The sequence below is a fragment of the Flavobacterium sp. FG19 genome, from assembly GCF_057809475.1.
This window is the reverse complement of the sequence record NZ_JBMDKA010000018.1, coordinates 91,821-112,626: the sequence shown is the minus strand read 5'-3', so window position 1 is coordinate 112,626 and position 20,806 is coordinate 91,821. Positions and strand designations below refer to the sequence as shown.

The 20,806-nt window shown below is 35.4% G+C and carries 17 protein-coding genes and 1 pseudogene; 15 read left to right on the top strand and 3 right to left on the bottom strand.

The window, feature by feature from the left end:
• Nucleotides 1–59: 59 nt before the first annotated feature.
• Nucleotides 60–1,310, bottom strand: a complete 1,251-nt coding sequence (locus tag ACODST_RS17865; protein WP_488933459.1) for a DUF445 domain-containing protein — start codon at nucleotides 1,308–1,310, stop codon at nucleotides 60–62.
• Nucleotides 1,311–1,530: 220 nt separating this feature from the next.
• Here ACODST_RS17865 and map point away from each other — a divergent pair, with 220 nt between their 5' ends.
• The 7 genes from map to pruA all read left to right on the top strand — a co-directional run bounded on the left by map (nucleotide 1,531) and on the right by pruA (nucleotide 10,332).
• Nucleotides 1,531–2,349: a type I methionyl aminopeptidase gene (gene map, locus ACODST_RS17860; RefSeq protein ID WP_345143321.1), complete on the top strand. Its 819-nt coding sequence runs from the start codon at nucleotides 1,531–1,533 to the stop codon at nucleotides 2,347–2,349.
• Between the two features lie 69 nt (nucleotides 2,350–2,418).
• Entirely contained in the window at nucleotides 2,419–2,823 is a 405-nt protein-coding gene (locus ACODST_RS17855) for a GxxExxY protein (protein WP_488933458.1), read from the top strand.
• A gap of 40 nt (nucleotides 2,824–2,863) precedes the next feature.
• Nucleotides 2,864–3,637 (top strand): class I SAM-dependent methyltransferase, encoded by a 774-nt coding sequence (locus tag ACODST_RS17850; RefSeq protein ID WP_488933457.1) that lies wholly within the window; start codon nucleotides 2,864–2,866, stop codon nucleotides 3,635–3,637.
• A 107-nt stretch (nucleotides 3,638–3,744) separates the two neighbouring features.
• Nucleotides 3,745–6,645: a DEAD/DEAH box helicase gene (locus ACODST_RS17845; RefSeq protein ID WP_488933456.1), complete on the top strand. Its 2,901-nt coding sequence runs from the start codon at nucleotides 3,745–3,747 to the stop codon at nucleotides 6,643–6,645.
• A 73-nt stretch (nucleotides 6,646–6,718) separates the two neighbouring features.
• A complete protein-coding gene (locus ACODST_RS17840; RefSeq protein WP_488933455.1) occupies nucleotides 6,719–7,972 on the top strand; it encodes a type IX secretion system plug protein in 1,254 nt (417 codons plus the stop codon).
• Between the two features lie 77 nt (nucleotides 7,973–8,049).
• Nucleotides 8,050–8,436, top strand: a complete 387-nt coding sequence (gene apaG / locus ACODST_RS17835) for a Co2+/Mg2+ efflux protein ApaG (protein WP_281235229.1) — start codon at nucleotides 8,050–8,052, stop codon at nucleotides 8,434–8,436.
• Between the two features lie 270 nt (nucleotides 8,437–8,706).
• Nucleotides 8,707–10,332, top strand: coding sequence for an L-glutamate gamma-semialdehyde dehydrogenase (pruA, locus tag ACODST_RS17830; protein ID WP_488933454.1), 1,626 nt, complete (start codon nucleotides 8,707–8,709; stop codon nucleotides 10,330–10,332).
• A gap of 96 nt (nucleotides 10,333–10,428) precedes the next feature.
• Here the strand turns inward: pruA and ACODST_RS17825 are convergent, their stop codons facing one another.
• Complete coding sequence (locus ACODST_RS17825; RefSeq protein ID WP_488933453.1) at nucleotides 10,429–11,193, bottom strand: carbonic anhydrase family protein; 765 nt, start codon at nucleotides 11,191–11,193, stop codon at nucleotides 10,429–10,431.
• Between the two features lie 293 nt (nucleotides 11,194–11,486).
• Between ACODST_RS17825 and ACODST_RS17820 the strand changes: the two genes are divergently transcribed.
• A complete protein-coding gene (locus ACODST_RS17820) occupies nucleotides 11,487–12,218 on the top strand; it encodes a hypothetical protein (RefSeq protein WP_488933452.1) in 732 nt (243 codons plus the stop codon).
• 65 nt (nucleotides 12,219–12,283) lie between these two features.
• On the opposite strand, the gene rsmG is transcribed toward ACODST_RS17820, so the two are convergent.
• A complete protein-coding gene (gene rsmG, locus ACODST_RS17815; RefSeq protein ID WP_488933451.1) occupies nucleotides 12,284–12,913 on the bottom strand; it encodes a 16S rRNA (guanine(527)-N(7))-methyltransferase RsmG in 630 nt (209 codons plus the stop codon).
• 107 nt (nucleotides 12,914–13,020) lie between these two features.
• On the opposite strand from rsmG, the gene ACODST_RS17810 reads away from it, so the two are divergent.
• The 7 genes and pseudogenes from ACODST_RS17810 (at nucleotide 13,021) to ACODST_RS17780 (ending at nucleotide 20,732) form a co-directional block, all read left to right on the top strand.
• Entirely contained in the window at nucleotides 13,021–14,118 is a 1,098-nt protein-coding gene (locus ACODST_RS17810; RefSeq protein WP_488933450.1) for a fatty acid desaturase family protein, read from the top strand.
• A 72-nt stretch (nucleotides 14,119–14,190) separates the two neighbouring features.
• Nucleotides 14,191–15,381 carry a pyridoxal phosphate-dependent aminotransferase gene (locus tag ACODST_RS17805; RefSeq protein ID WP_488933449.1) on the top strand — a complete coding sequence of 397 codons (1,191 nt, stop codon included), beginning with the start codon at nucleotides 14,191–14,193 and terminating at the stop codon, nucleotides 15,379–15,381.
• Between the two features lie 378 nt (nucleotides 15,382–15,759).
• Nucleotides 15,760–16,215, top strand: coding sequence for a ferritin-like domain-containing protein (locus ACODST_RS17800; RefSeq protein WP_488933448.1), 456 nt, complete (start codon nucleotides 15,760–15,762; stop codon nucleotides 16,213–16,215).
• Nucleotides 16,216–16,543: 328 nt separating this feature from the next.
• A complete protein-coding gene (locus ACODST_RS17795) occupies nucleotides 16,544–18,412 on the top strand; it encodes a peptidase U32 family protein (RefSeq protein WP_488933447.1) in 1,869 nt (622 codons plus the stop codon).
• 258 nt (nucleotides 18,413–18,670) lie between these two features.
• Nucleotides 18,671–19,834, top strand: a pseudogene (gene purT / locus ACODST_RS17790) (formate-dependent phosphoribosylglycinamide formyltransferase); the annotation flags it as partial.
• A gap of 2 nt (nucleotides 19,835–19,836) precedes the next feature.
• A complete protein-coding gene (locus ACODST_RS17785; RefSeq protein WP_488933446.1) occupies nucleotides 19,837–20,157 on the top strand; it encodes a DUF6370 family protein in 321 nt (106 codons plus the stop codon).
• Nucleotides 20,157–20,732 (top strand): Crp/Fnr family transcriptional regulator, encoded by a 576-nt coding sequence (locus ACODST_RS17780; protein WP_488933445.1) that lies wholly within the window; start codon nucleotides 20,157–20,159, stop codon nucleotides 20,730–20,732. The genes ACODST_RS17785 and ACODST_RS17780 overlap by 1 nt, the downstream gene beginning before the upstream one ends.
• Nucleotides 20,733–20,806 lie beyond the last annotated feature (74 nt).

The following is a 20,806-nucleotide window of genomic DNA, read 5'->3' as shown; positions in this document are numbered from 1 at the left end:
TGCGAGAACTGTTTTACAGCAAAATGAAAGCTTACATTTTCTTACATAACTTATATGGTTTAAAAAACAAAATGATACAATTGTTCAACTCCGTAAATAATAAGCCCGATAACACCGCCAACTAAAGTTCCGTTTATTCTAATATATTGAAGGTCTTTTCCAATTTCCAGTTCCAGTTTCTCAGAAACTTCTTTTCCATCCCATGATTTTACGGTTGACGAGATTAAATCACCTATTACTTTTTTGTTATTCAAAAGAACAGACAGCAGATCATTTTTGATGAAATTATTGATCTTATCAATCATTACAGGATCTTCTTTGATACCATTTCCAAAAGTCTGAATCAAGCCTGAAACACTATTTTTTATGGATGATTCTTCTCCTTTATCTAAATCATTTGTGATTGAATGTTTGATTTCATCCCAAATTCCGTTTATATAATCCTGAACTTCTTTTTTGCCAGCGAAACCTAAAATCATATCATTGATTTTAACCCTCATTTCTTCAGAGTTTTTGACCTTTTCCAGGAAATTAAAAATATACTCATCAATTTTTAATCTCACAGCACTTTCCGGTTTTTTGGCTTCATTCAAAAAATCCTGCAGTCCGTTAAATACTCCTTCCGTGATGCTTTTATCGGCAAGTCCAAAACTTAATAAAGGCGTTGAAGCTTTCACTTTCTGTCTGATTAAATCTTTGTTATTGGTTAATTCAGTACTCATCACTTCGAGGAGATTCGTGAGCATTTCGTTTTTCAAATTGCCTTTTTGCAAAGGTTCTAATGCCAGTGCGAACCAATTTCCAAAATTTATTCCTTCCAGTTTTTCTTTAAACTGAACCTGAATAAATCGTTTAACATCTTCGTCTTTTATAGTACGTAAGATTCCGGGAATGATATTGACTGCAACAACATTTGCAATTTTATCTGCATTTTCTTGCTGCGAAAGCCAGTCTGAAGCTTTAGTGGCAAAATTGAATTCATCCAGCTTAATCTCCATTTTTTCACGGTTCAGAAATTCTTCTGAAACAAAATTTCCCAGATTTTCGCCAATTTCATTTTTCTTGGTCGGAATAATGGCCGTATGCCAAATCGGAATTCCAAGCGGATGACGAAACAAAGCTACAACCGCAAACCAATCGGCAATTCCCCCCACCATGGCTGCTTCACTAAAAGCCTGAAGCATCGGAATTTTAAAATAAATGGCTATGATAAAAAGTAAGACTGCAATACCTAAAAGCGATAAAGCAAATCGCTTCATTTTCTTTAAAGCCTTTACTTTTGCTATATCCTGATCTGTAATAGTTTCCATAATTACATACGTTTTTATTACTAATTTAAGTTTTTTTTCCGAAATCGTCCTTCATTCTTCCTCTTTAAATAGCCTCAAATTCACGAATTTTCTTTAAAAATTAATTCATTCCTTTATGCAATATCCTTTTTTAAAAATTTTGTTTTGAGATAATTCGTGAATTCGTGGCGAAAAATTTTAATTAAAAATTGTACTTTTGCCAACTGAAAATCTGAAAAATATGATCATCCAAAAAACGAGAGAAGAAATCGAATTAATGCGTGAAAGCGCCTTAATCGTATCGAAAACATTAGGAATGATTGCTTCTGAAATAAAAGAAGGAGTTACTACATTATATCTAGATAAATTAGCCGAAGAATTCATTCGTGACCACGGTGCCGTTCCAAGTTTCTTAGGATTGTACGGTTTCCCGAATTCACTTTGTATGAGTCCGAATTCTCAGGTAGTTCACGGAATTCCAAACAATACACCTTTACAAAGCGGTGACGTTATCTCTGTTGACTGCGGTGCTTTTAAAAATGGATACCACGGAGATCATGCTTACAGTTTTGAAATTGGAGAAGTAGCTCCGGAAGTTAAAAAACTTTTACAGGTAACAAAAGAATCCCTTTATGTGGGAATCCGAGAATTTAAAGCCGGAAATCGTGTGGAAGATGTTGGAAATGCGATTCAGAAATATACAGAAGCCCACGGTTACGGAGTGGTTCGTGAATTAGTAGGCCATGGTGTAGGACAAAAAATGCACGAAGAACCGGAAATGCCAAACTACGGAAAACGCGGACGCGGAAAACTTTTCGTAGAAGGAATGGTAGTCGCTATCGAACCTATGATTAACCTTGGAACAAAAAATATCAAACAGCACAAAGACGGCTGGACGATCACTACAGCCGACGGAAAAGCCAGCGCCCATTTCGAACATGATGTAGCACTGATTGATGGAAAACCGGAATTATTGTCGACTTTCCAATACATCTACAAAGCTTTAGGAATTGAAAGCAATGAAGAAGACGAGTTTAGAAAAGTGCCGTTAGTACTGTAGTTATTCCACAGAGATTCGCAGAGATATCCGCCAAGATTCACAAAATTTATTTTTATATGCCTTTTAAAAATGTACTCTGAAAATGTATTATCTCAAAGTGAACTAGATGCTATTTCGTATAAAATTATTGGTTTAGCCATTGAAGTTCACAGACAACTTGGCCCTGGTTTGTTAGAATCAGCTTATCAGGAATGTCTCTATTATGAACTTGTGAATTCTGGTTTAACCGTTGAAAAACAAAAAGCTCTTCCGATAATTTATAAAGACATAAAACTGGATCATGGATACAGAATTGATTTACTTATTGAAAATAAAATAGTAATTGAATTAAAAACTGTTGAGGCTTTTACAGATGTACACTTTGCGCAAATATTAACTTATCTGAAACTTGGGAATTATCCTTTGGGATTACTAATAAACTTTGATTCAAAAATATTAAAAAATAACATAAAAAGATTTATAAACACTTTGTGAAGCTCTGTGTCTCCTTTGTGTAACTTTGCGAAATAGCCCCATGAAGAAACTTTTTAAACTCGTACTTAATACAATCCCGCGTCCATTATTAATTCGCTTGAGTTATGTGGCGCGTCCTATTTTAGCTTTCTCTTTGAGAGGAAATAAATTTACCGACCCTATCGACGGGAAAAGTTTCAGATCGTTTCTGCCTTACGGATACGGAAAACAGCGTAATAATGTGCTTTCGCCAAGTACACTTTCATTAGAAAGACACCGTTTACTCTGGCTGTATTTAAACGATCAGACTGATTTTTTTACAGCACCGAAAAAAGTATTGCATTTTGCTCCGGAACAGGCTTTTTATAAACTATTCCGCAAGCAGAAAAATCTGGATTATACCACAACCGATTTATTCTCGCCTTTGGCCGATGTAAAAGCAGATATCTGCAACCTGCCTTTTAAAGACAACGAGTATGATGTGATTTTATGCAATCACGTTTTAGAACATATTCCGGATGACACCAAAGCCATGCAGGAATTATTCCGTGTCCTCAAACCAGGCGGAATGGCGATTCTGCAAATTCCTCAGGATTTAAACAGAGAAGTTACTTTTGCAGATGATTCGATTACCGATCAGAAAGAACGTGCCAGAATATTTGGCCAGTACGACCACGTTCGTATTTATGGACGCGATTATTTTAACAAATTAAGAAGCATTGGTTTTATCGTAATCGAAGAAGATTATACCAATAAAATAGCACCGGAATTGGTTGAAAAATATTGTTTAGCAAAAGGCGAAATTATTCCGCTTTGTTTTAAACCCGAAAACTAGACCGTTTTACTTTATACTGATACAAGTTCATTTAAAAAGTTTTCAAAATAGCAATAATTTGAAAACTTTTTAATTTTTATAAGCCTAACCAAACCCCGTCTCAAACCTTGGAAACTACAAAATCTTTTCAATTTTGCTTTGACATTAGTTTAGAAAAAAACCTCAGCACTTATATTCCAACCGCCTACATTGTTGAGCATACTGATGAAATTAAATATCTGGACAAAAAAGCAACTCCCGGCGTAATGCAGAGCTTCGGGATTGTTTACGATAATCTGGATTCTAATTCAAAAAAAATACTGACTGCCTGCGAATCTTTAAAACCTGAATTTATATTTAAAAAATTCAGCGCCAAAATCAAATCGGCTAAGACGATTGCCGATTTACAAAAAGATTCCAAAATTGATTTTGCAATTCGTCAGCATTTAAAATTCCACCTCGGTTCCTTTTACGATTTAATTGTAAAAGAACAATTTCCGTTATCATTAAACCTCGGACCCGAAAAAGATTTTTACCGTTCCAGAGTTGATGTGAGTCCGCTTTATTTTGAACCTCAGATTCAATTCGACAAACACGACGAGGGAATTACCTATACCCTTTCTCTAAAAGAAAACGAAACAGCCTTTTTACCTATGGATAAAAAAGCGGATATTCTTTTAGATGAACCGGGCTGGTTAATTATCAATAAAAAATTAGGACAGTTAACAGCCCTTAACGCTAAGAAGCTGATGCCTTTTTTAAAGAAAAAATCAATTGAAATTCCGTCAAAATTAGTCGATGATTATTTCAAAAGTTTTATTCCTGAAATAGCAAAAAAAATAGATATCGAATCAACCGGTTTTGAGGTCGAAAGCCGTGATAAAATTATTTCCTGCACGATTCAGCCGGTTCATGATTTCTTTAAAAACTGTTACTATCTTAACCTTTATTTTGATTATGACGGCTATACTTTTGATGCTTCCAAAACCAAAAAAACACATTCGTTTGTTGATTTCAGCATTGCCAATCAGCCTAAAATAATTCAGTTTAAAAGAAGTTCTGAGGAAAGTTTTTATACTGACAAATTAGCTAAACTTGGTTTAACCATAATCAAAAATGAATTTTACGGACTGGACTCTGAAACTGAAAACCCAGATCCTTACATCAATATCCAATTTATTATTGATCACAAAGAAGAGCTGGAAAGCTCAGGTTTCACAATTGAAAATCTGAAAGCCGAAAGCAAAGAAATTATCACTGAAAATCATATTGTTTCCGCTTCAAAAGAAACTGCCGGAGATTGGTTTGATATTAAAATCATCATTACGGTTGGAACCTATAAAATTAATTTCAGCGAAATTATTCCAAACATAAAAAGCAAAGAAAGACTTTTCCAATTGCCTGACGGAAACTATTTCCTGATTCCGTTAGAATGGTTTAGCAAATACAGTTCGCTGGCAAAATTGGCCAGAACAGAAAATGGAAATCTTCTTTTGCGTAAAAGCAATTTTACTGCCCTGGATGCCATTCCGGAAATTAAAGACGATGTAACTCATAAAGCCGAATACAAAGCTTCAGATTTACTGAAAGCAACTTTAAGACCGTACCAAATTGAAGGCGTTCAATGGCTTTTGGGGCACTTCAATTCGAATTTAGGGGCTTGTCTGGCAGACGACATGGGACTTGGAAAAACATTGCAGACTTTGGCTGTTTTGGTTGCGGTACAGGAACAATTGGGTTTCACAACCAAAACCACCAATTTTGATTTGTTCTCCAACGAAACTACAATCGAGAGAGAACCGCTCAAAACATTGATTGTTTTGCCTTCTTCACTGGTTTTTAACTGGTATAATGAATCGTTGAAATTCACTCCGCATTTCTCGAAAATGCAGTATGTGGGTAATGACCGAAAACAATTAGCCAGCAGACTAGCGACAACAGATTTGATTTTTACGAGTTACAGTATTGTTCACCGTGATATTGCTGTTTTAGAAAAATACGATTTTAGATATTTGATTTTAGACGAAAGTCAATACATAAAAAATAAAGATTCTAAGATTTTCAAAGCGATTAATAAAATCAGTACGGCTCATAAAATCGCATTAAGCGGTACTCCGATCGAAAACTCGCTTGACGATTTATGGTCGCAGATGCAGTTTATAAATCCTGATATCCTGGGTAATTATAAATTCTTCATGGACAATTTTAAAACGCCAATTGAAAAAAGACAGGATGAAACTATTTTATCAGAATTAAAAACGCTGGTTCAGCCTTATATTTTACGAAGAACCAAAGAACAGGTTTTAAAAGATTTACCTGAATTATCTGAGCAGATTTATTATTGCGAAATGGATCCTGAACAGGAAAAATTATACGAAAAAGAGAAATCGAAAGCCCGCAACTTTTTACTGAAAACAGATGGATCCAGTCCGGATAAAATCAGCATTATTAATACGCTGATGAAACTGAGACAATTAAGTAATCACCCTAAAATGGTCGATCAGGAATCGGAAATTGATTCCGGAAAATATATTGCGGTTACCAATTATCTCGAAACTTTGGTTCACGAAAAACAAAAGGTTATTATTTTCAGTTCATTTGTTACCAATCTTGGATTCTACACAGACTGGTGCAAAGAAAACAAAATACAATATTGTGAAATTACCGGAGAAACTCCTGCAGCAAAAAGAGAACAACAAGTAAAACTATTTCAGGAAAAAGAAGAACCATTGTTGTTTTTCATTTCGCTGAAAGCAGGAGGCGTTGGTTTAAATATTACCAAAGCTTCTTATGTACTATTCTTAGATCCGTGGTGGAATCCTTTTGCAGAGAAACAGGGAGTTGGGCGAGCGCATAGAATTGGACAATTAAACAAAGTAAATGTGGTTCGCTTTATTTCTAAAAATACGGTTGAGGAAAAAATTATCAAACTACAGGAAAACAAAAAACTGCTGTCGGATTCGCTTTTAGAAGAAAGTTATATCAACGACGAAATCGAAGCTAATCTGGAGTACATTTTAAATTCTTAACAAAAACCAATAAACCGGCATCTTATTACGTTTAATAAAATTCTTATATTTACAACTTTACAACGTAATTAAGATGCCGAAATTTTTATATACAAGCTTAGTTTTCCTTTTTGTTTTGACTCTGGCAAAAGCCCAGGAAAAAGAAATCGACCCTCCTTACAATATCAAAACTGTAACGTTTGTTCAGAACAGTAATAATGTGGTTCCGATATTTGAACTCAATTCTACTTTTGAGTTTCAGTTTGATGATTTATTTGGCAATGAAGCAAATTACTATTTCGAAATCACACATTGCGACTACAACTGGAAACCTTCGGATATCCCGAAAACCGATTATTTAAGAGGTTTTGACGGACAGAGAATCGTAGATTATTCGAATTCTTTTAACACTCTTCAGGTTTATTCGCATTACCGCCTTCCGTTCCCTAACCAGTTTACGACACAAATCAGACTTTCCGGAAATTATATTCTAAAAATTTTAAACGAAGATAAAGAAGTCGTTTTATCCCGAAAATTTATAGTGTATGAAGAACGCTGTACGGTCGCTGCTCAGGTAAAACGCACCCGAAACCTCAGTAATATTGACTATAAACAAAATCTGGATTTTACGATCGCTTCTAATGATATCACGTTTCAGACTCCAACACAGAACGTAAAAGTAGTTTTACTGCAGAACGGAAATTTTAATACGGCTATTAAAAACATTTCGCCGCAATACACTATTGGGAATCAGCTTGTTTATAAATACGACGGTGAAACACAGTTTTGGGCCGGAAATGAATTTTTATATTTTGAAAACAAAGACATCCGTGCCGCCAGTAATAATGTAGGCCGAATTGGTTCCAATAATGATATTTACAATGCGTATCTCTACACCAATGCGGCAAGAGGAAGTCAGATTTACACCAATTATCAGGATGTTAACGGAAATTTCGTAGTAAAAAATATAAACGGGTCTGACAACAGCATTGAAGCAGACTACGCCTGGGTTTATTTTACACTTTCGGCACCCGCTTTCAGACTGAACAAAGACATTTATATTAACGGAATGTTCAACAATTACAGCCTTTCACCTGAATACAAAATGGACTATAACTCTGAAAAAGGAGTTTATGAAAAAGCCGTAATGATCAAACAGGGTTTTACTAATTTTCAATATACGGTGGCTGATAAAAAGGGAAATATCGATTTTGAAAATGCCATAGATGGCAATTTTTATCAGACCGAAAACGAGTATACTGTATTAGTTTATTATAAAGAAAATACAGATCGTTATCAGAAGGTTATAGGAAAAGGCAGTGCAAACTCGATAAATATAGTTAATTAAAACATTGTTAAGGTTTTAGGTTTCATAGTTTTTTTTTGTAGCTTTGTACCATTAACACACAGATTTACTAGGTTAGTATGGTTTCTCAAATTACTCGAGGCATAAAAATATCAGTTTTAACTAGTTTTGAAGGAACTTACTTCAAGAACTACAAGATTCATTTTGCTTTTAGTTACGTAGTTACAATTGAAAATCATAGTAAAGATTCTGTTCAGCTCACTTCACGTCACTGGGAAATTTATGATTCCTTAAACGACTTAGATGTTGTTGACGGCGAAGGCGTTATTGGCAAAAAACCAGTTTTAAAACCAGGCGAAAACCACACTTACAGCTCTGGCTGCCTGTTGTCATCTCCTTATGGCGCCATGAAAGGTCATTTTAATATGATTAATTTCACCACTACCAAAACATTCAAAGTAATTGTACCTACTTTTAGAATGTGTGCTCCTTTTGCATTAAACTAAAACCTGTTTGTATCACTGCTGCTTTTCTGGTAAAATCTAACTGTCTTTTACCTGAAAGAAGATATTACTAATCATATTCAGTCGAAAATATCATTTCTGAAACAGACGTTATCGGAATAAGCTGTTATTTTCCATAATCCTCTGTATTTAAAACACAGCTCTTAGAAGTTAAATTACAACTTTTTAATATTGTATTGTGATATAATCAAATTATCATTTGTACTTTTGTAAAAAATTAAACAATTCGTAAATTTTAAAATAATTTATCCCATGTTAAAAGGATTCTTTCATGTACCAAAAGCGGTAAACGAGCCTGTAAAAAGCTACGCACCGAATTCGCCAGAAAAAGCAGCTGTTCAGGCAGCTTACACAACCATGTGGAACGCTCAGATTGATGTTCCTTTATATATTGGAAGTGAAGAAATCAAAACTGGAAATACAAGAAACATTACAGCTCCGCATGATCACCAACACATTGTTGGAAAATATCATTTAGCTGAAAAAAAACATATTGAAAGCGCTATCGCCAATGCACTTGAAGCCAGAAAAGCATGGGCCAATATGGCATGGGAACAGCGTGCTGCTATTTTCTTAAAAGCTGCTGAACTTATCGCCGGACCATACAGAGCCCGTATCAACGCTGCTACAATGATTGGTCAGTCTAAAAATATTCACCAGGCAGAGATCGATTCTTCCTGCGAATTAATCGACTTCTTAAGATACAATGTTGAGTTTATGACTCAAATCTATAACGATCAGCCAAAATCAGATTCTTCTGTTTGGAACCGTGTAGAATACAGACCATTAGAAGGTTTTGTTTATGCTATTACTCCTTTTAACTTTACGGCTATTGCCGCCAACCTTCCGGCAAGTGCCGCTATGATGGGTAACGTTGTGGTTTGGAAACCAAGTGACAGCCAGGTATTTTCTGCAAAAGTAATCATCGATGTTTTCAAAGAAGCCGGAGTTCCGGACGGTGTTATCAACGTAGTTTTTGGTGATGCTTTAATGATTACGGATACTGTTTTAGCAAGCCGTGATTTTGCTGGTGTTCACTTTACAGGTTCAACTCACGTATTTAAAGATATCTGGGCTAAAATTGGCGCAAACATTCATAACTATAAAACTTACCCAAGAATCGTTGGAGAAACTGGCGGTAAAGATTTCATCATTGCACACCCAAGTGCAAACGTAAAACAGGTAGTTACCGGAATTACCCGCGGCGCTTTTGAATTCCAGGGACAAAAATGTTCTGCAGCTTCCAGAGCTTATATCCCGCAAAGTTTATGGCCGGCTGTAAAAGAGCAATTAATTGCTGATGTAAAATCTATGAAAATGGGTTCTCCGGAAGATTTCGGAAACTTCATTACTGCAGTTATTCACGAAGGTTCTTTTGACAAATTAGCCAGCTATATTGACCAGGCTAAAAAAGATGCTGATGCTGAAATCATCGTTGGAGGAAATTACGATAAATCGGTTGGATATTTTATTGAACCAACGGTTATTGTAACTACAAATCCAAAATATACTACAATGGAAACGGAGTTATTCGGACCAGTTATCACGATTTATGTTTATGAAGATGCTAAATGGGAAGAAACTTTAGAATTAGTTGATACGACTTCTGAATATGCTTTAACAGGAGCCGTTTTCAGCCAGGATCGTTATGCTATTGAAGCAGCCACCACTAAATTACAAAACTCAGCTGGTAACTTCTATATTAATGATAAACCAACCGGAGCTGTTGTAGGAATGCAGCCGTTTGGCGGAGCAAGAGCTTCAGGAACAAACGATAAAGCAGGTTCTGCATTGAACTTATTACGCTGGGCTTCCCCAAGAACGATCAAAGAAACTTTTGTAACTCCGGAAGATTACAGATATCCTTTCTTAGGTTAATCCGATTTTAGAATTAAGCCCGATAGTTATCGGGAAGATTTGAGAATAAAAAGGCGGAATTTCAATTTGAAATTCCGCCTTTTATTTTTATTTCAATTAGAGAAAAATGACCTCTCCTGAATGCAGATCATAATAGGCTCCAATTATTTTAATTTCACCTTTATCAGCCATTTCTTTTAAAATAGGACTCCCTGCTTTAATATTCCGGATCGTTTCAAGCACATTAGTTTTCGCAACATACTCAACAAAATCATCATTTTTAGAAGTTTTATCTCCTTTAAAATCCTGTGATTTTACAACTGCAGGTTTTATTTTGGAAAGCATTGCTGTTATATTCCCTAATTCGACATTATCAATTGCTGATTTTACAGCGCCGCAGGATTCATGTCCCAAGACTAAAATAAGTTTAGCTCCCGAAACTTTGCATCCAAATTCCATACTTCCCAACAGATCTTCGTTAACAAAATTACCGGCAACCCTTCCTACAAACAAATCCCCTATTCCCTTATCAAAAACATCTTCTACAGGAATCCGGCTGTCGAGGCAGGAAAGCACTACTGCTTTTGGAAACTGTCCTTCTGTTGCATCCCGAACCAGTGCCGAATGATCTCTTAAAGTCAGATCATTGTTCATATAACGTTTATTGCCATCTTTTAAGCTCTTAATTATTAAATCCGGTGTAAGGGCTTTTTGCTCTTCTGCCGTTAAAACCTTTTCTTTTAAAGGCACTAATTTGGCAGCTGTTTCAATCATTACATTTTCATGCAAATCTTCAGGCTCCTGTTCTTCTTTTAACTGTTGTTTCTTTTCACAGGAAACCAAAAACAAAACTAAAATAATCGTGTAAAATGTTTTATTCATCTTATGCATTTTTTAAATTAAACCATTAAAAAAGGACCAAAAAACAATTACTCTAATATAGATAAATTCTTACATAATTCATTGTTTTAAATTTAGAAAAAATCAATTCGCTTTTAAGAAATAATCTCAAAAAAAATTGTAATACTTTTCTTATGTATTTAATTATCAGACAAATACAAACTCAAAAAAACATATTTTATCATTTTTAAGACTTCTAGTTCCATCTCAAAAAAAAACATCAGAATAAATTTGCCTCATAAAAATCAATTAATATAACTAAACAATTTAAGCTTATGAGAAATTTAAACAATGTTCCTAAAATTATCTTAGAGTCAAAAAGCATTGGCCATGCAATTAATTTTAAATGGAACAAAAAGAAAATAAATGAGTTACTGGATCCTTATGGAGAGAATGAAGATTTAGAAAATTTACTACTGCAAATTAATCACAAGGCCTCTGTAGGTCTGACTGCTGCATTACTCGAATGGGTTTACTGGCGTTTCACAGGATATACAAAAGTTACTAATGATACCCAAAAAAGAATTGAAGCCCTTTGGTGTTCTGTAGAGAGTCCAAAACAAACTAATCCTTTATTGTTTGATACCGATTTTGAAATTCCGGCTTCGGGCTGCGTGAATGGCCCTCTATGGATAGCTCACATGGACGTATTGATGGTAGACACACTATACCGAAAAGGATCTTATTATTTACAAAACGAACTTATCGGACTGGTTTTACTGGCACGCCATATTACCCCAAAAAAGAAAGTATTTGATCAATGGTTCAACTCAGTTATTACAGAGTTAATTCACTTATACCCTTGTCAGTACCACAGCAATAGTGCCGATATAAATATTGATGCTGTATATGATTCTTCAAACGAACCTGTATTGTGTCGTGATTTTTTCTTTGATTCGGAATTCAATCCTACTAATGAAGCGTCCGAGAATGCGATCCATAGTTTTATGGACAACTTAAACTATCAGGCCAATCCGTTTCTAAAACTTACCGCATTACATTCTTAATTTTTATAGTTTTTATTTATTCAAAAAATAACCCGCAGATTTTATGGTCTCCGGGTTATTTGTTTTTATACTTTAAATTTTAAAGGAAGGTGGACTACTTTTTTAGTCTCGAAAAACTCGTCCTCAAAAACATCTGCCAAATCATACAATACTGCTTTTGGAAAATCTTTAAGTTCCTCGGTTAAATCGCCGCCTTTTAAGTACAAAATTCCGTTTTTCAAAGTATGTTTATGCTGTTTTTTGATTTTATCTTTTATCCAGGAAACAAAATCAGGCATATTGGTCACGGCCCGGCTTACAATAAAATCGAAATCACCTTTTACCAGCTCAGCCCGTTTTTGTTCTGCTTTTACATTCTTTAATTCCAGAGCATCAGCCACTCCCTGAACTACTTTTATCTTTTTGGCAATAACATCAATTAAATAAAAACGGGTTTCAGGAAAAAGAATTGCAAGCGGAATTCCCGGAAAACCTCCTCCGGTCCCAACATCCAGAACAGCTGCTCCCGGTTCAAATTTCATCACTTTAGCAATTCCTAAAGAATGTAAAATATGTTTTGTATACAACGAATCAATGTCTTTACGGGAAATAACATTAATTTTCTCGTTCCAATCGTGGTATAAAAAGTCTAATTTTTGAAATTGTTCGATTTGAAGAGGAGTCAAATCAGGAAAATATTTCAATATCTCATCCATTGCTGTAAATTTTTAACAAAAGTACTACTTTACGATTGAAATATTTAACTCAATTTTGCAAATTGAAAATTTATAATAATTACCTTTGAAAACTATTTAAAATAATTATGAATAACACTGCTCCTACTTTTGCAAGGCAAGACAATCTGAAGTTTTTCAGAACGCTTAACTCCCGGGTAAACAATTACTTTAAAGAGAATAATATTCAAAAAACCGGGAATTGGAAATTACATTTAAAAGCAGTTATTCTTTTTGCTGTATTCCTTACCCCGTATTTTTTAATACTTACGCTCGATATGCCCTTTTGGTTAATGCTGCTGCTTTCTATTGTAATGGGCATTGGAATGGCCGGTGTTGGAATGAATGTCATGCACGACGGAAACCATGGCTCGTACTCTACTAAAAGCTGGATCAATAAATTTATGGGCGGAACCATCTATGTTCTGGCCGGAAATGTTTACAACTGGCAGGTACAGCATAATGTATTACACCATACCTATACCAATATTCCCGGACACGATGAAGATTTAGATGCCGGAAGAATTATCCGTTTTACAGAACATGCTCAATGGTACAGCTTTCATCGTTTCCAACATTATTACTCTGTCTTCTTATATGGTTTATTGACTTTCAATTGGGCATTAACAACCGATTTTAAGCAGATGAGAAATTATTTAAAGAGAAAATTATCTTATGGAGAACCTAAGAATCCTAAAATTCTTTGGACAACATTAATTATTACTAAAATCATCTACGTTTCTATCTGGATTGTTTTACCAATTTTAATCGGAATCACTTGGTGGAAAGTACTTCTTGGATTTTTTGTAATGCACTATACTGCCGGGTTAATCTTAAGTATTGTATTCCAGTTAGCACATGTTGTAGATCACACGACAAATCCAACTCCAAACGATTTAGGCGAAATGGACAATACCTGGGCTATTCACCAATTGTACACTACCACTAACTTCGCTCCAAAAAATGCCATTGTAAACTGGTATACAGGCGGGTTAAATCATCAAATTGAACATCATATTTTCCCAAATATTAGTCACATTCACTACGGTAAAATTGCCAAAATTGTCAAAGAAACTGCAAAAGAATGCAACTTGCCGTATTACGAATACAAAACAATGCGAAGTGCTGTTATTGCTCACTTCAGGCATTTACGTGATTTAGGAATGAAGCCAGAATTATCCGTTTAAACTAAAAAAAATCTATTAATAATAACCTTCCTTGATAGGCGCAGCAAATTAAGGACATTCAAAATTTTTATAATGAATCATATTCTTTCGGACAGAATCAACAACCTTGCGACTTCGCAGACATTAGCAATGGCCGCTTTGGCAAGAGAATTAAAAGCACAAGGAAAAGACATTATCAGTTTAAGTTTAGGTGAGCCAGATTTCAATACACCTGACTTTATTAAAGAAGCTGCTAAAAAAGCAATTGACGATAATTACAGCACTTATTCTCCAGTTGACGGATATCAGGATTTAAAAGAAGCTATCTGCAGAAAATTCAAAAGAGACAATGATTTAGAGTACAAACCATCTCAAATTGTAGTTTCTACAGGAGCAAAACAATCATTATACAACATTGCACAAGTAATGTTAAACGACGGTGATGAAGTTATTTTACCAGCACCTTACTGGGTTTCTTATTTCGAAATCGTAAAACTTTCCGGCGGAGTTCCAGTTGAAGTTCCAACTTCTGTTGAAACCGATTTCAAAATTACTCCGGAACAATTAGAAGCTGCCATCACACCAAAAACAAAAATGATGTGGTTTTCTTCTCCATGTAATCCATCCGGATCTGTTTACAGCAGAGAAGAATTAACAGCATTGGCAAAAGTGTTGGAAAAACACCCAAATATTTACGTAGTTGCCGATGAAATTTATGAGCACATCAATTTCTCAGGAACATTCTGCAGTATCGGTTCTATCCCGGGAATGTTAGAAAAAACAATCACTGTAAACGGAGTTGCAAAAGCATTTGCCATGACAGGATACAGAATTGGTTACATCGGAGCTCCTGAATTTATTGCAAAAGCATGTACAAAAATCCAAGGACAAGTAACATCTGGAGCAAATTCTGTGGCACAACGCGCGACAATTACAGCTGTAGATGCTGACCCAAGCGTATTAAACGAAATGGTTCAGGCTTTCCACGGTCGTAGAGATTTAGTAGTTGGATTATTAAAAGAAATCCCAGGAATAAAAATCAACGTTCCTGAAGGAGCTTTCTACGTATTCCCAGACGTTTCTTCTTTCTTCGGAAAAACTTTAAAAGGACACGAAATTAAAGATGCAAACGACGTTTCGATGTATCTTTTAGCTGAAGCTAACGTAGCAACAGTAACCGGAGACGCTTTTGGAAATCCAAACTGTATTCGTTTCTCTTACGCAACAAGCAACGATATTTTAAAAGAAGCATTACGCAGAATCAAAGAAGCTTTGACTGCATAACAATATTCTAAGTTTTATTAAAACGGCTTAAGGTTCAAAAGTTTCATCACTTTTATACTTTAAGCTGTTTTTTTTATGAGCATATTTTGGGCGTGTTTCGCCGCGGCGAACCGGGCTATCCGTTACAAGTCCTCGCCTGTTCGTTCCTCACGGCTGTGGGCTTTCCACTTCTATCCCTCACGCAAACCGTAAAACGAGAAGCTTTCATTTTCAAAAGAAAAAATCTGCCAAAATCTGCTTAATCTGCGTGAAACAAAAAAATATAACTTTCAAAATTCCCATTCTACAATATTGTAAAAGCTCAATCGTAATCCTGTAAGAAATAACGCTTTAGAAATCGACAACTTTGTAATGTATTAATTTAAAAACTATTACGTCATGATACATACTGATGAAACCACAAAAGAAACAGTTAAAACTCTGGAAGGATTGATTTCAATTCTTGAAGATGGAAAACTAGGATACACAAACGCAGCCGAACATGTAAACAACCCGGCAATGAAAACTGATTTTCTGGAATATGCACGAGAAAGAGCCTTATTTATTGTAGAATTACAAGACGAAATCAACAAACTCGGAAAATCAACAGACACTTCTGGCGGTGGCCCGTTAGGAGCTTTACACAGAACCTGGATTGACATCAAATCATCCTTCACAGATGGAGATCCTGAAGCAATTATTAATGCTTGTATTACCGGAGAAGAAGCTGCTATTGAAAAATACAAAAAAGCACTCGATGATAATGAATTGGAACACAGTCAGGTTTATATTGTTTCCAAACAATTAAATAGTATTCAAAATACTTTATCGCAAATTAAAATGAAAGGAATTTAATAGCATTGTTTTTTTTCATTTTAGAAAACTACTTAGTTGAAAAACTGGGTAGTTTTTTTGTTTACCAAATTTGAAAACCATTTTCTTGGCATCAGGAAAATGGTTTTCAAAAATTTATGATCCTAAGAGAAGAAATGCAAATTCAAAAGACAAAAACTTTGCTGGTACAAATCATAATTAAACCACGATAAGAATTTTTCATTTATCATCATTCCATATTAAGTTAACAATTTCAAAAAAATCGCTTCATCGCTAGCAAACTCGAATAATTTATTAGACCTTTGCACACTTTTTTTCGGGAATACCACAAAAGTCTAAAGTTTTAGAAATGAAGAAGAAAATCGAAATATTAGCTCCTGCCAGAGATTTAATTGGAGGAATCGCAGCCATAAATAGTGGTGCAGATGCTGTATATATTGGTGCACCGCAATTTGGAGCACGTTCAAATGCCAACAACTCTATCGAAGATGTTGCCGAATTGGTAAAATACGCACACTTATTTAACGCTCAGGTTTTTGTAGTTATTAATACCATTTTGTACGACAACGAATTAGAAACGTGTCGTGCCATGATCTGGGAACTATACGATATTGGTGTTGATGCCCTGATTATTCAGGATATGGCGATTATGGAAATGGACTTGCCTCCTATCGTACTCCACGCCAGCACACAAGCCAATAACCGTGATGCTGATAAAATTAAATTCTTAAAAGACGCTGGTATCAAACGTGTGGTTTTAGCACGTGAGTTAAACCTGCATCAAATCAAAACAATATACGACCACGCTGATGTTGAATTAGAGTTTTTCGTAACGGGAGCATTATGTGTATCGTTCAGTGGAAACTGCTATATGAGTGTGGCAAACGGAGAACGTAGCGCCAACCGTGGTTCATGCGCTCAAAACTGCCGTTTACCTTATAACTTAATCGATGGAAACGGAGATACTTTGATCAGAAACAGTCACTTGCTTTCAATTAAAGATTTAGATATTTCTGATCAAATTCCGAATTTGATTGAAGCCGGAATTGTTTCTTTTAAAATTGAGGGCCGTTTAAAAGACGTCGCTTACGTTAAAAACAACGTTTCTTATTTACGTCAAAAATTAGACAGTTATTTAGAAGGAAGCGACAAATACATTAAAGCTTCTTCTGGAAAATGTACTTATACTTTTGATTCTGCATTAAACAGAACTTTCAATCGTGGTTATACTGATTATTTCGTTAATGACAGACACAGTTCAATTGGTTCTTGGGAAAGCCCAAAATCAAAAGGTCAATATATTGGTAAATTAATCCGAACTGTTGGTGGTGCTTACGAAATCGAAAACGGCGAATTACTAAACAACGGTGACGGACTTTGCTTCATCAACGAAAATAACGAGGCCGACGGAATCTACGTAAACAAAGCTGAAAACGGAAAAGTTTATCCAAACGTTTTAAAAGAAATCAAAGACGGAACTTTCATCTATCGTAATAACGACGCCGCTTTCATCAAAATTGTTGAAAGAGAAGACAGTGCCGTTCGTAAATTAAGCACAACTTTATTGCTTACAGAAACTGAAACTGGTTTCCAGTTAATCGCAACCGATGAAGACGGAAATGTAAGTACCGTAAATTTAGAACACCCAAAAGAACAAACAAAAACGGGCGAATCTATAGAAGAAAACATCAAAACACAATTAGCAAAAACAGGCTTCACACCTTATACTGCTGATGAAATTAATATTATGTTTTCTCAAAACTGGTTCCTTCCAATTTCTAAAATCAACGAAATGAGAAGAACGGTTTACGATCAATTGACTGAAATTCGTTTAGCAAATTATGTTCGCGAAGAACACCAATTGGTAAAAACGTCACATCCTTATCCAGAAACTAAACTGGATTTCATGTATAACGTTTCAAACAAAACCGCTCGTAAATTCTACGAACGCCATGGTGTTACCGAAATCGAAAAAGCTTTCGAATTACAATGGGATCCAGGGAAATCTCGTGTAATGACAACGAAATATTGCATCAAATACGAATTAAAAAAATGCCCGATTCACCAAAAAGACATTGTAGGTGTTAAAGTAAAAGAACCATTGGTTTTAAAACAAGGCGAGCTTGAATACAAACTAAAATTCAACTGCAAACCCTGCGAAATGGAAATCTGGGAAAAAGATGCCGAATTCGAAATTGAAGAAGATCATTTTCATTAATATTGTTTAACCGAAAAGTTTTTTTTACCGCAAAGTGCGCAAAGAAATACGCAAAGGTTCGCAAAGATTTTAATTAATCTTTGCGAACCTTTCTTTTTAGCTTAAAAACAAAACTTAGCGTTCTTTGCGTATTCCTTTGCGCTCTTTGCGGTTAAATTAAAATCTGCTGAATCTGCAAAATCTGCGTGAACATTCTTCCGAACTTTGCGGTTAAAATCATTTTTCTGTACTTTTACTACTTAAACACTACAACACTCCAAAATGAAAATATTACTCCTAGGCTCAGGCGAATTAGGCAAAGAATTTGTCATTGCTGCACAACGAATCGGGCAAACGGTAATCGCAGTTGACAGTTACGAAAATGCTCCCGCAATGCAAGTCGCACACGGTTTTGAAGTCATCAATATGCTCGATGGCGAAGCACTGGATCGAATCGTAGCCAAACACCAACCCGATTTTATAGTTCCCGAAATAGAAGCCATTCGCACTGAGCGTTTTTACGATTACGAAAAACAAGGAATCACTGTGGTTCCTTCAGCGAAAGCGGCCAACTTTACCATGAATCGTAAAGCCATTCGTGATTTAGCAGCAAAAGAATTGGGATTACGTACAGCAAAATACCAATACGCAACCTCAGCCGAAGAACTGCAAAAAGCCGTTCAGGAAGTTGGAATTCCGTGTGTTGTAAAACCATTAATGTCTTCATCAGGAAAAGGGCAATCAACAATTAAAACAGAAAGCGATATTGAGAAAGCATGGCAATATGCTGTTGCTGGTTCGCGTGGCGATGTTATCGAAGTAATTGTTGAAGCTTTTGTAAATTTCGATTCTGAGATTACGCTTTTAACAATTACTCAAAATGGTAATCCAACTTTATTTTGCGCTCCAATTGGTCACAGACAAGAAAGAGGCGATTATCAGGAAAGCTGGCAGCCGGCTTTGGTTTCTGAAAAAGACTTATACGAAGCTCAGGATATGGCCGAAAAAATTACCGAAGCACTTGGTGGTGCTGGGCTTTTTGGCGTTGAATTTTTCCTAACCAAAGAAGGCGTTTATTTCTCAGAACTTTCTCCACGTCCGCATGATACCGGAATGGTAACTTTAGCCGGAACGCAGAATTTTAACGAATTTGAATTGCATTTAAGAGCCATTTTAAGTCTTCCTATTTTTGAAATTACTTTAGAAAAAGCTGGAGCAAGCGCTGTAATTTTAGCATCCGAAGATTCTACAAATCCAACTTTTACCGGAATCGAAAAAGTAGCGTTTCTTCCAAAAACCGATTTCAGGATTTTTGGAAAACCAACATCAAGACCTTACCGCAGAATGGGCGTTGTTTTGAGTCACGATACACTTTCTACTTCAATTAATGAAGTAACCGAACGCGCCAAAGAAACAGCAAAATTAATAACTGTAAATTCTTAACTATGAAAAATATACTTTTAGCAACATTCCTTTTTATTGGAATTGCAGTACAAGCTCAAAGCAAAAAGAAATTTGACAAACCCACAATCGTGGAAGCTTCTTGTGGAGAATGTAAATTCGGGATGAAAGGCAAAAGCTGTGACTTAGCTGTTCGCATTGACGGAAAATCATATTTCGTTGATGGAACAAAAATTGACGAACATGGTGATGCTCATGCAGAAGATGGTTTCTGTAATACTATCAGAAAAGCTTCTGTTACTGGAGAAATCAAAGGAAACCGATTTATCGCCACTTCATTCACTTTAATAGACGATAAAAAATAATGACATTAATACTAGAAAACATTGCTAAACACGTTTCTCTCACACCAGAAGAACAAGAACTCTTTTTATCTAAATTAGAAACCAATACATACAAAGCCAAAACACTTTTATTAAATGCTGGCGAAGTCTGCAAGCATTCTTATTTTGTGAATTCAGGAATTTTAAGAAGTTTCAATATCAACGATAATATTGTTGAACATGTTCTTTCATTTGCCTGCGAAGGATGGTGGATGAGCGACATGTACAGTTTTTTTTCGCAGAAACCGGGACAGCTTTTTATTGAAGTTTTGGAAGAAGCCGAAGTTGTTTCTTTATCTAAAGAAAATCAGGAGCAATTGTATCTTGAAATTCCAAAACTGGAACGTTTTTTCAGGATTTTAATTGAAAATTCTTTAGTTGCAAATCAACAGCGATTAATGGACAACTTGAGTTTACCCGCAGAAGAGCGTTTCGAGAAATTCACTAAAAAATACGGAACATTGGTTCATAAAGTTCCTCAAAAACAAATCGCTTCTTTCATTGGTGTAACACCTGAATTTTTCAGCAAAATGAAAGCAAGGCTTTTGAAGAAATAAAAATTTCCGCCACGAATTCACGAATTATTATTCTCAAAGATTATAAAAAAAATAATTCGTGAATTCGTGGCGGA

Bases quoted from the DNA above. Each gene is read 5' to 3' on its own strand.
- map (WP_345143321.1), top strand. From the start codon at position 1,531: ATGATCATCCAAAAAACGAGAGAAGAAATCGAATTAATGCGTGAAAGC.
- ACODST_RS17820 (WP_488933452.1), top strand. From the start codon at position 11,487: ATGAGAAATTTAAACAATGTTCCTAAAATTATCTTAGAGTCAAAAAGC.
- ACODST_RS17810 (WP_488933450.1), top strand. From the start codon at position 13,021: ATGAATAACACTGCTCCTACTTTTGCAAGGCAAGACAATCTGAAGTTT.
- ACODST_RS17795 (WP_488933447.1), top strand. From the start codon at position 16,544: ATGAAGAAGAAAATCGAAATATTAGCTCCTGCCAGAGATTTAATTGGA.
- ACODST_RS17800 (WP_488933448.1), top strand. From the start codon at position 15,760: ATGATACATACTGATGAAACCACAAAAGAAACAGTTAAAACTCTGGAA.
- ACODST_RS17865 (WP_488933459.1), bottom strand. From the start codon at position 1,310: ATGGAAACTATTACAGATCAGGATATAGCAAAAGTAAAGGCTTTAAAG.
- ACODST_RS17850 (WP_488933457.1), top strand. From the start codon at position 2,864: ATGAAGAAACTTTTTAAACTCGTACTTAATACAATCCCGCGTCCATTA.
- ACODST_RS17805 (WP_488933449.1), top strand. From the start codon at position 14,191: ATGAATCATATTCTTTCGGACAGAATCAACAACCTTGCGACTTCGCAG.
- ACODST_RS17825 (WP_488933453.1), bottom strand. From the start codon at position 11,193: ATGAATAAAACATTTTACACGATTATTTTAGTTTTGTTTTTGGTTTCC.
- rsmG (WP_488933451.1), bottom strand. From the start codon at position 12,913: ATGGATGAGATATTGAAATATTTTCCTGATTTGACTCCTCTTCAAATC.
- ACODST_RS17840 (WP_488933455.1), top strand. From the start codon at position 6,719: ATGCCGAAATTTTTATATACAAGCTTAGTTTTCCTTTTTGTTTTGACT.
- pruA (WP_488933454.1), top strand. From the start codon at position 8,707: ATGTTAAAAGGATTCTTTCATGTACCAAAAGCGGTAAACGAGCCTGTA.
- ACODST_RS17855 (WP_488933458.1), top strand. From the start codon at position 2,419: ATGTACTCTGAAAATGTATTATCTCAAAGTGAACTAGATGCTATTTCG.
- ACODST_RS17780 (WP_488933445.1), top strand. From the start codon at position 20,157: ATGACATTAATACTAGAAAACATTGCTAAACACGTTTCTCTCACACCA.
- ACODST_RS17785 (WP_488933446.1), top strand. From the start codon at position 19,837: ATGAAAAATATACTTTTAGCAACATTCCTTTTTATTGGAATTGCAGTA.
- apaG (WP_281235229.1), top strand. From the start codon at position 8,050: ATGGTTTCTCAAATTACTCGAGGCATAAAAATATCAGTTTTAACTAGT.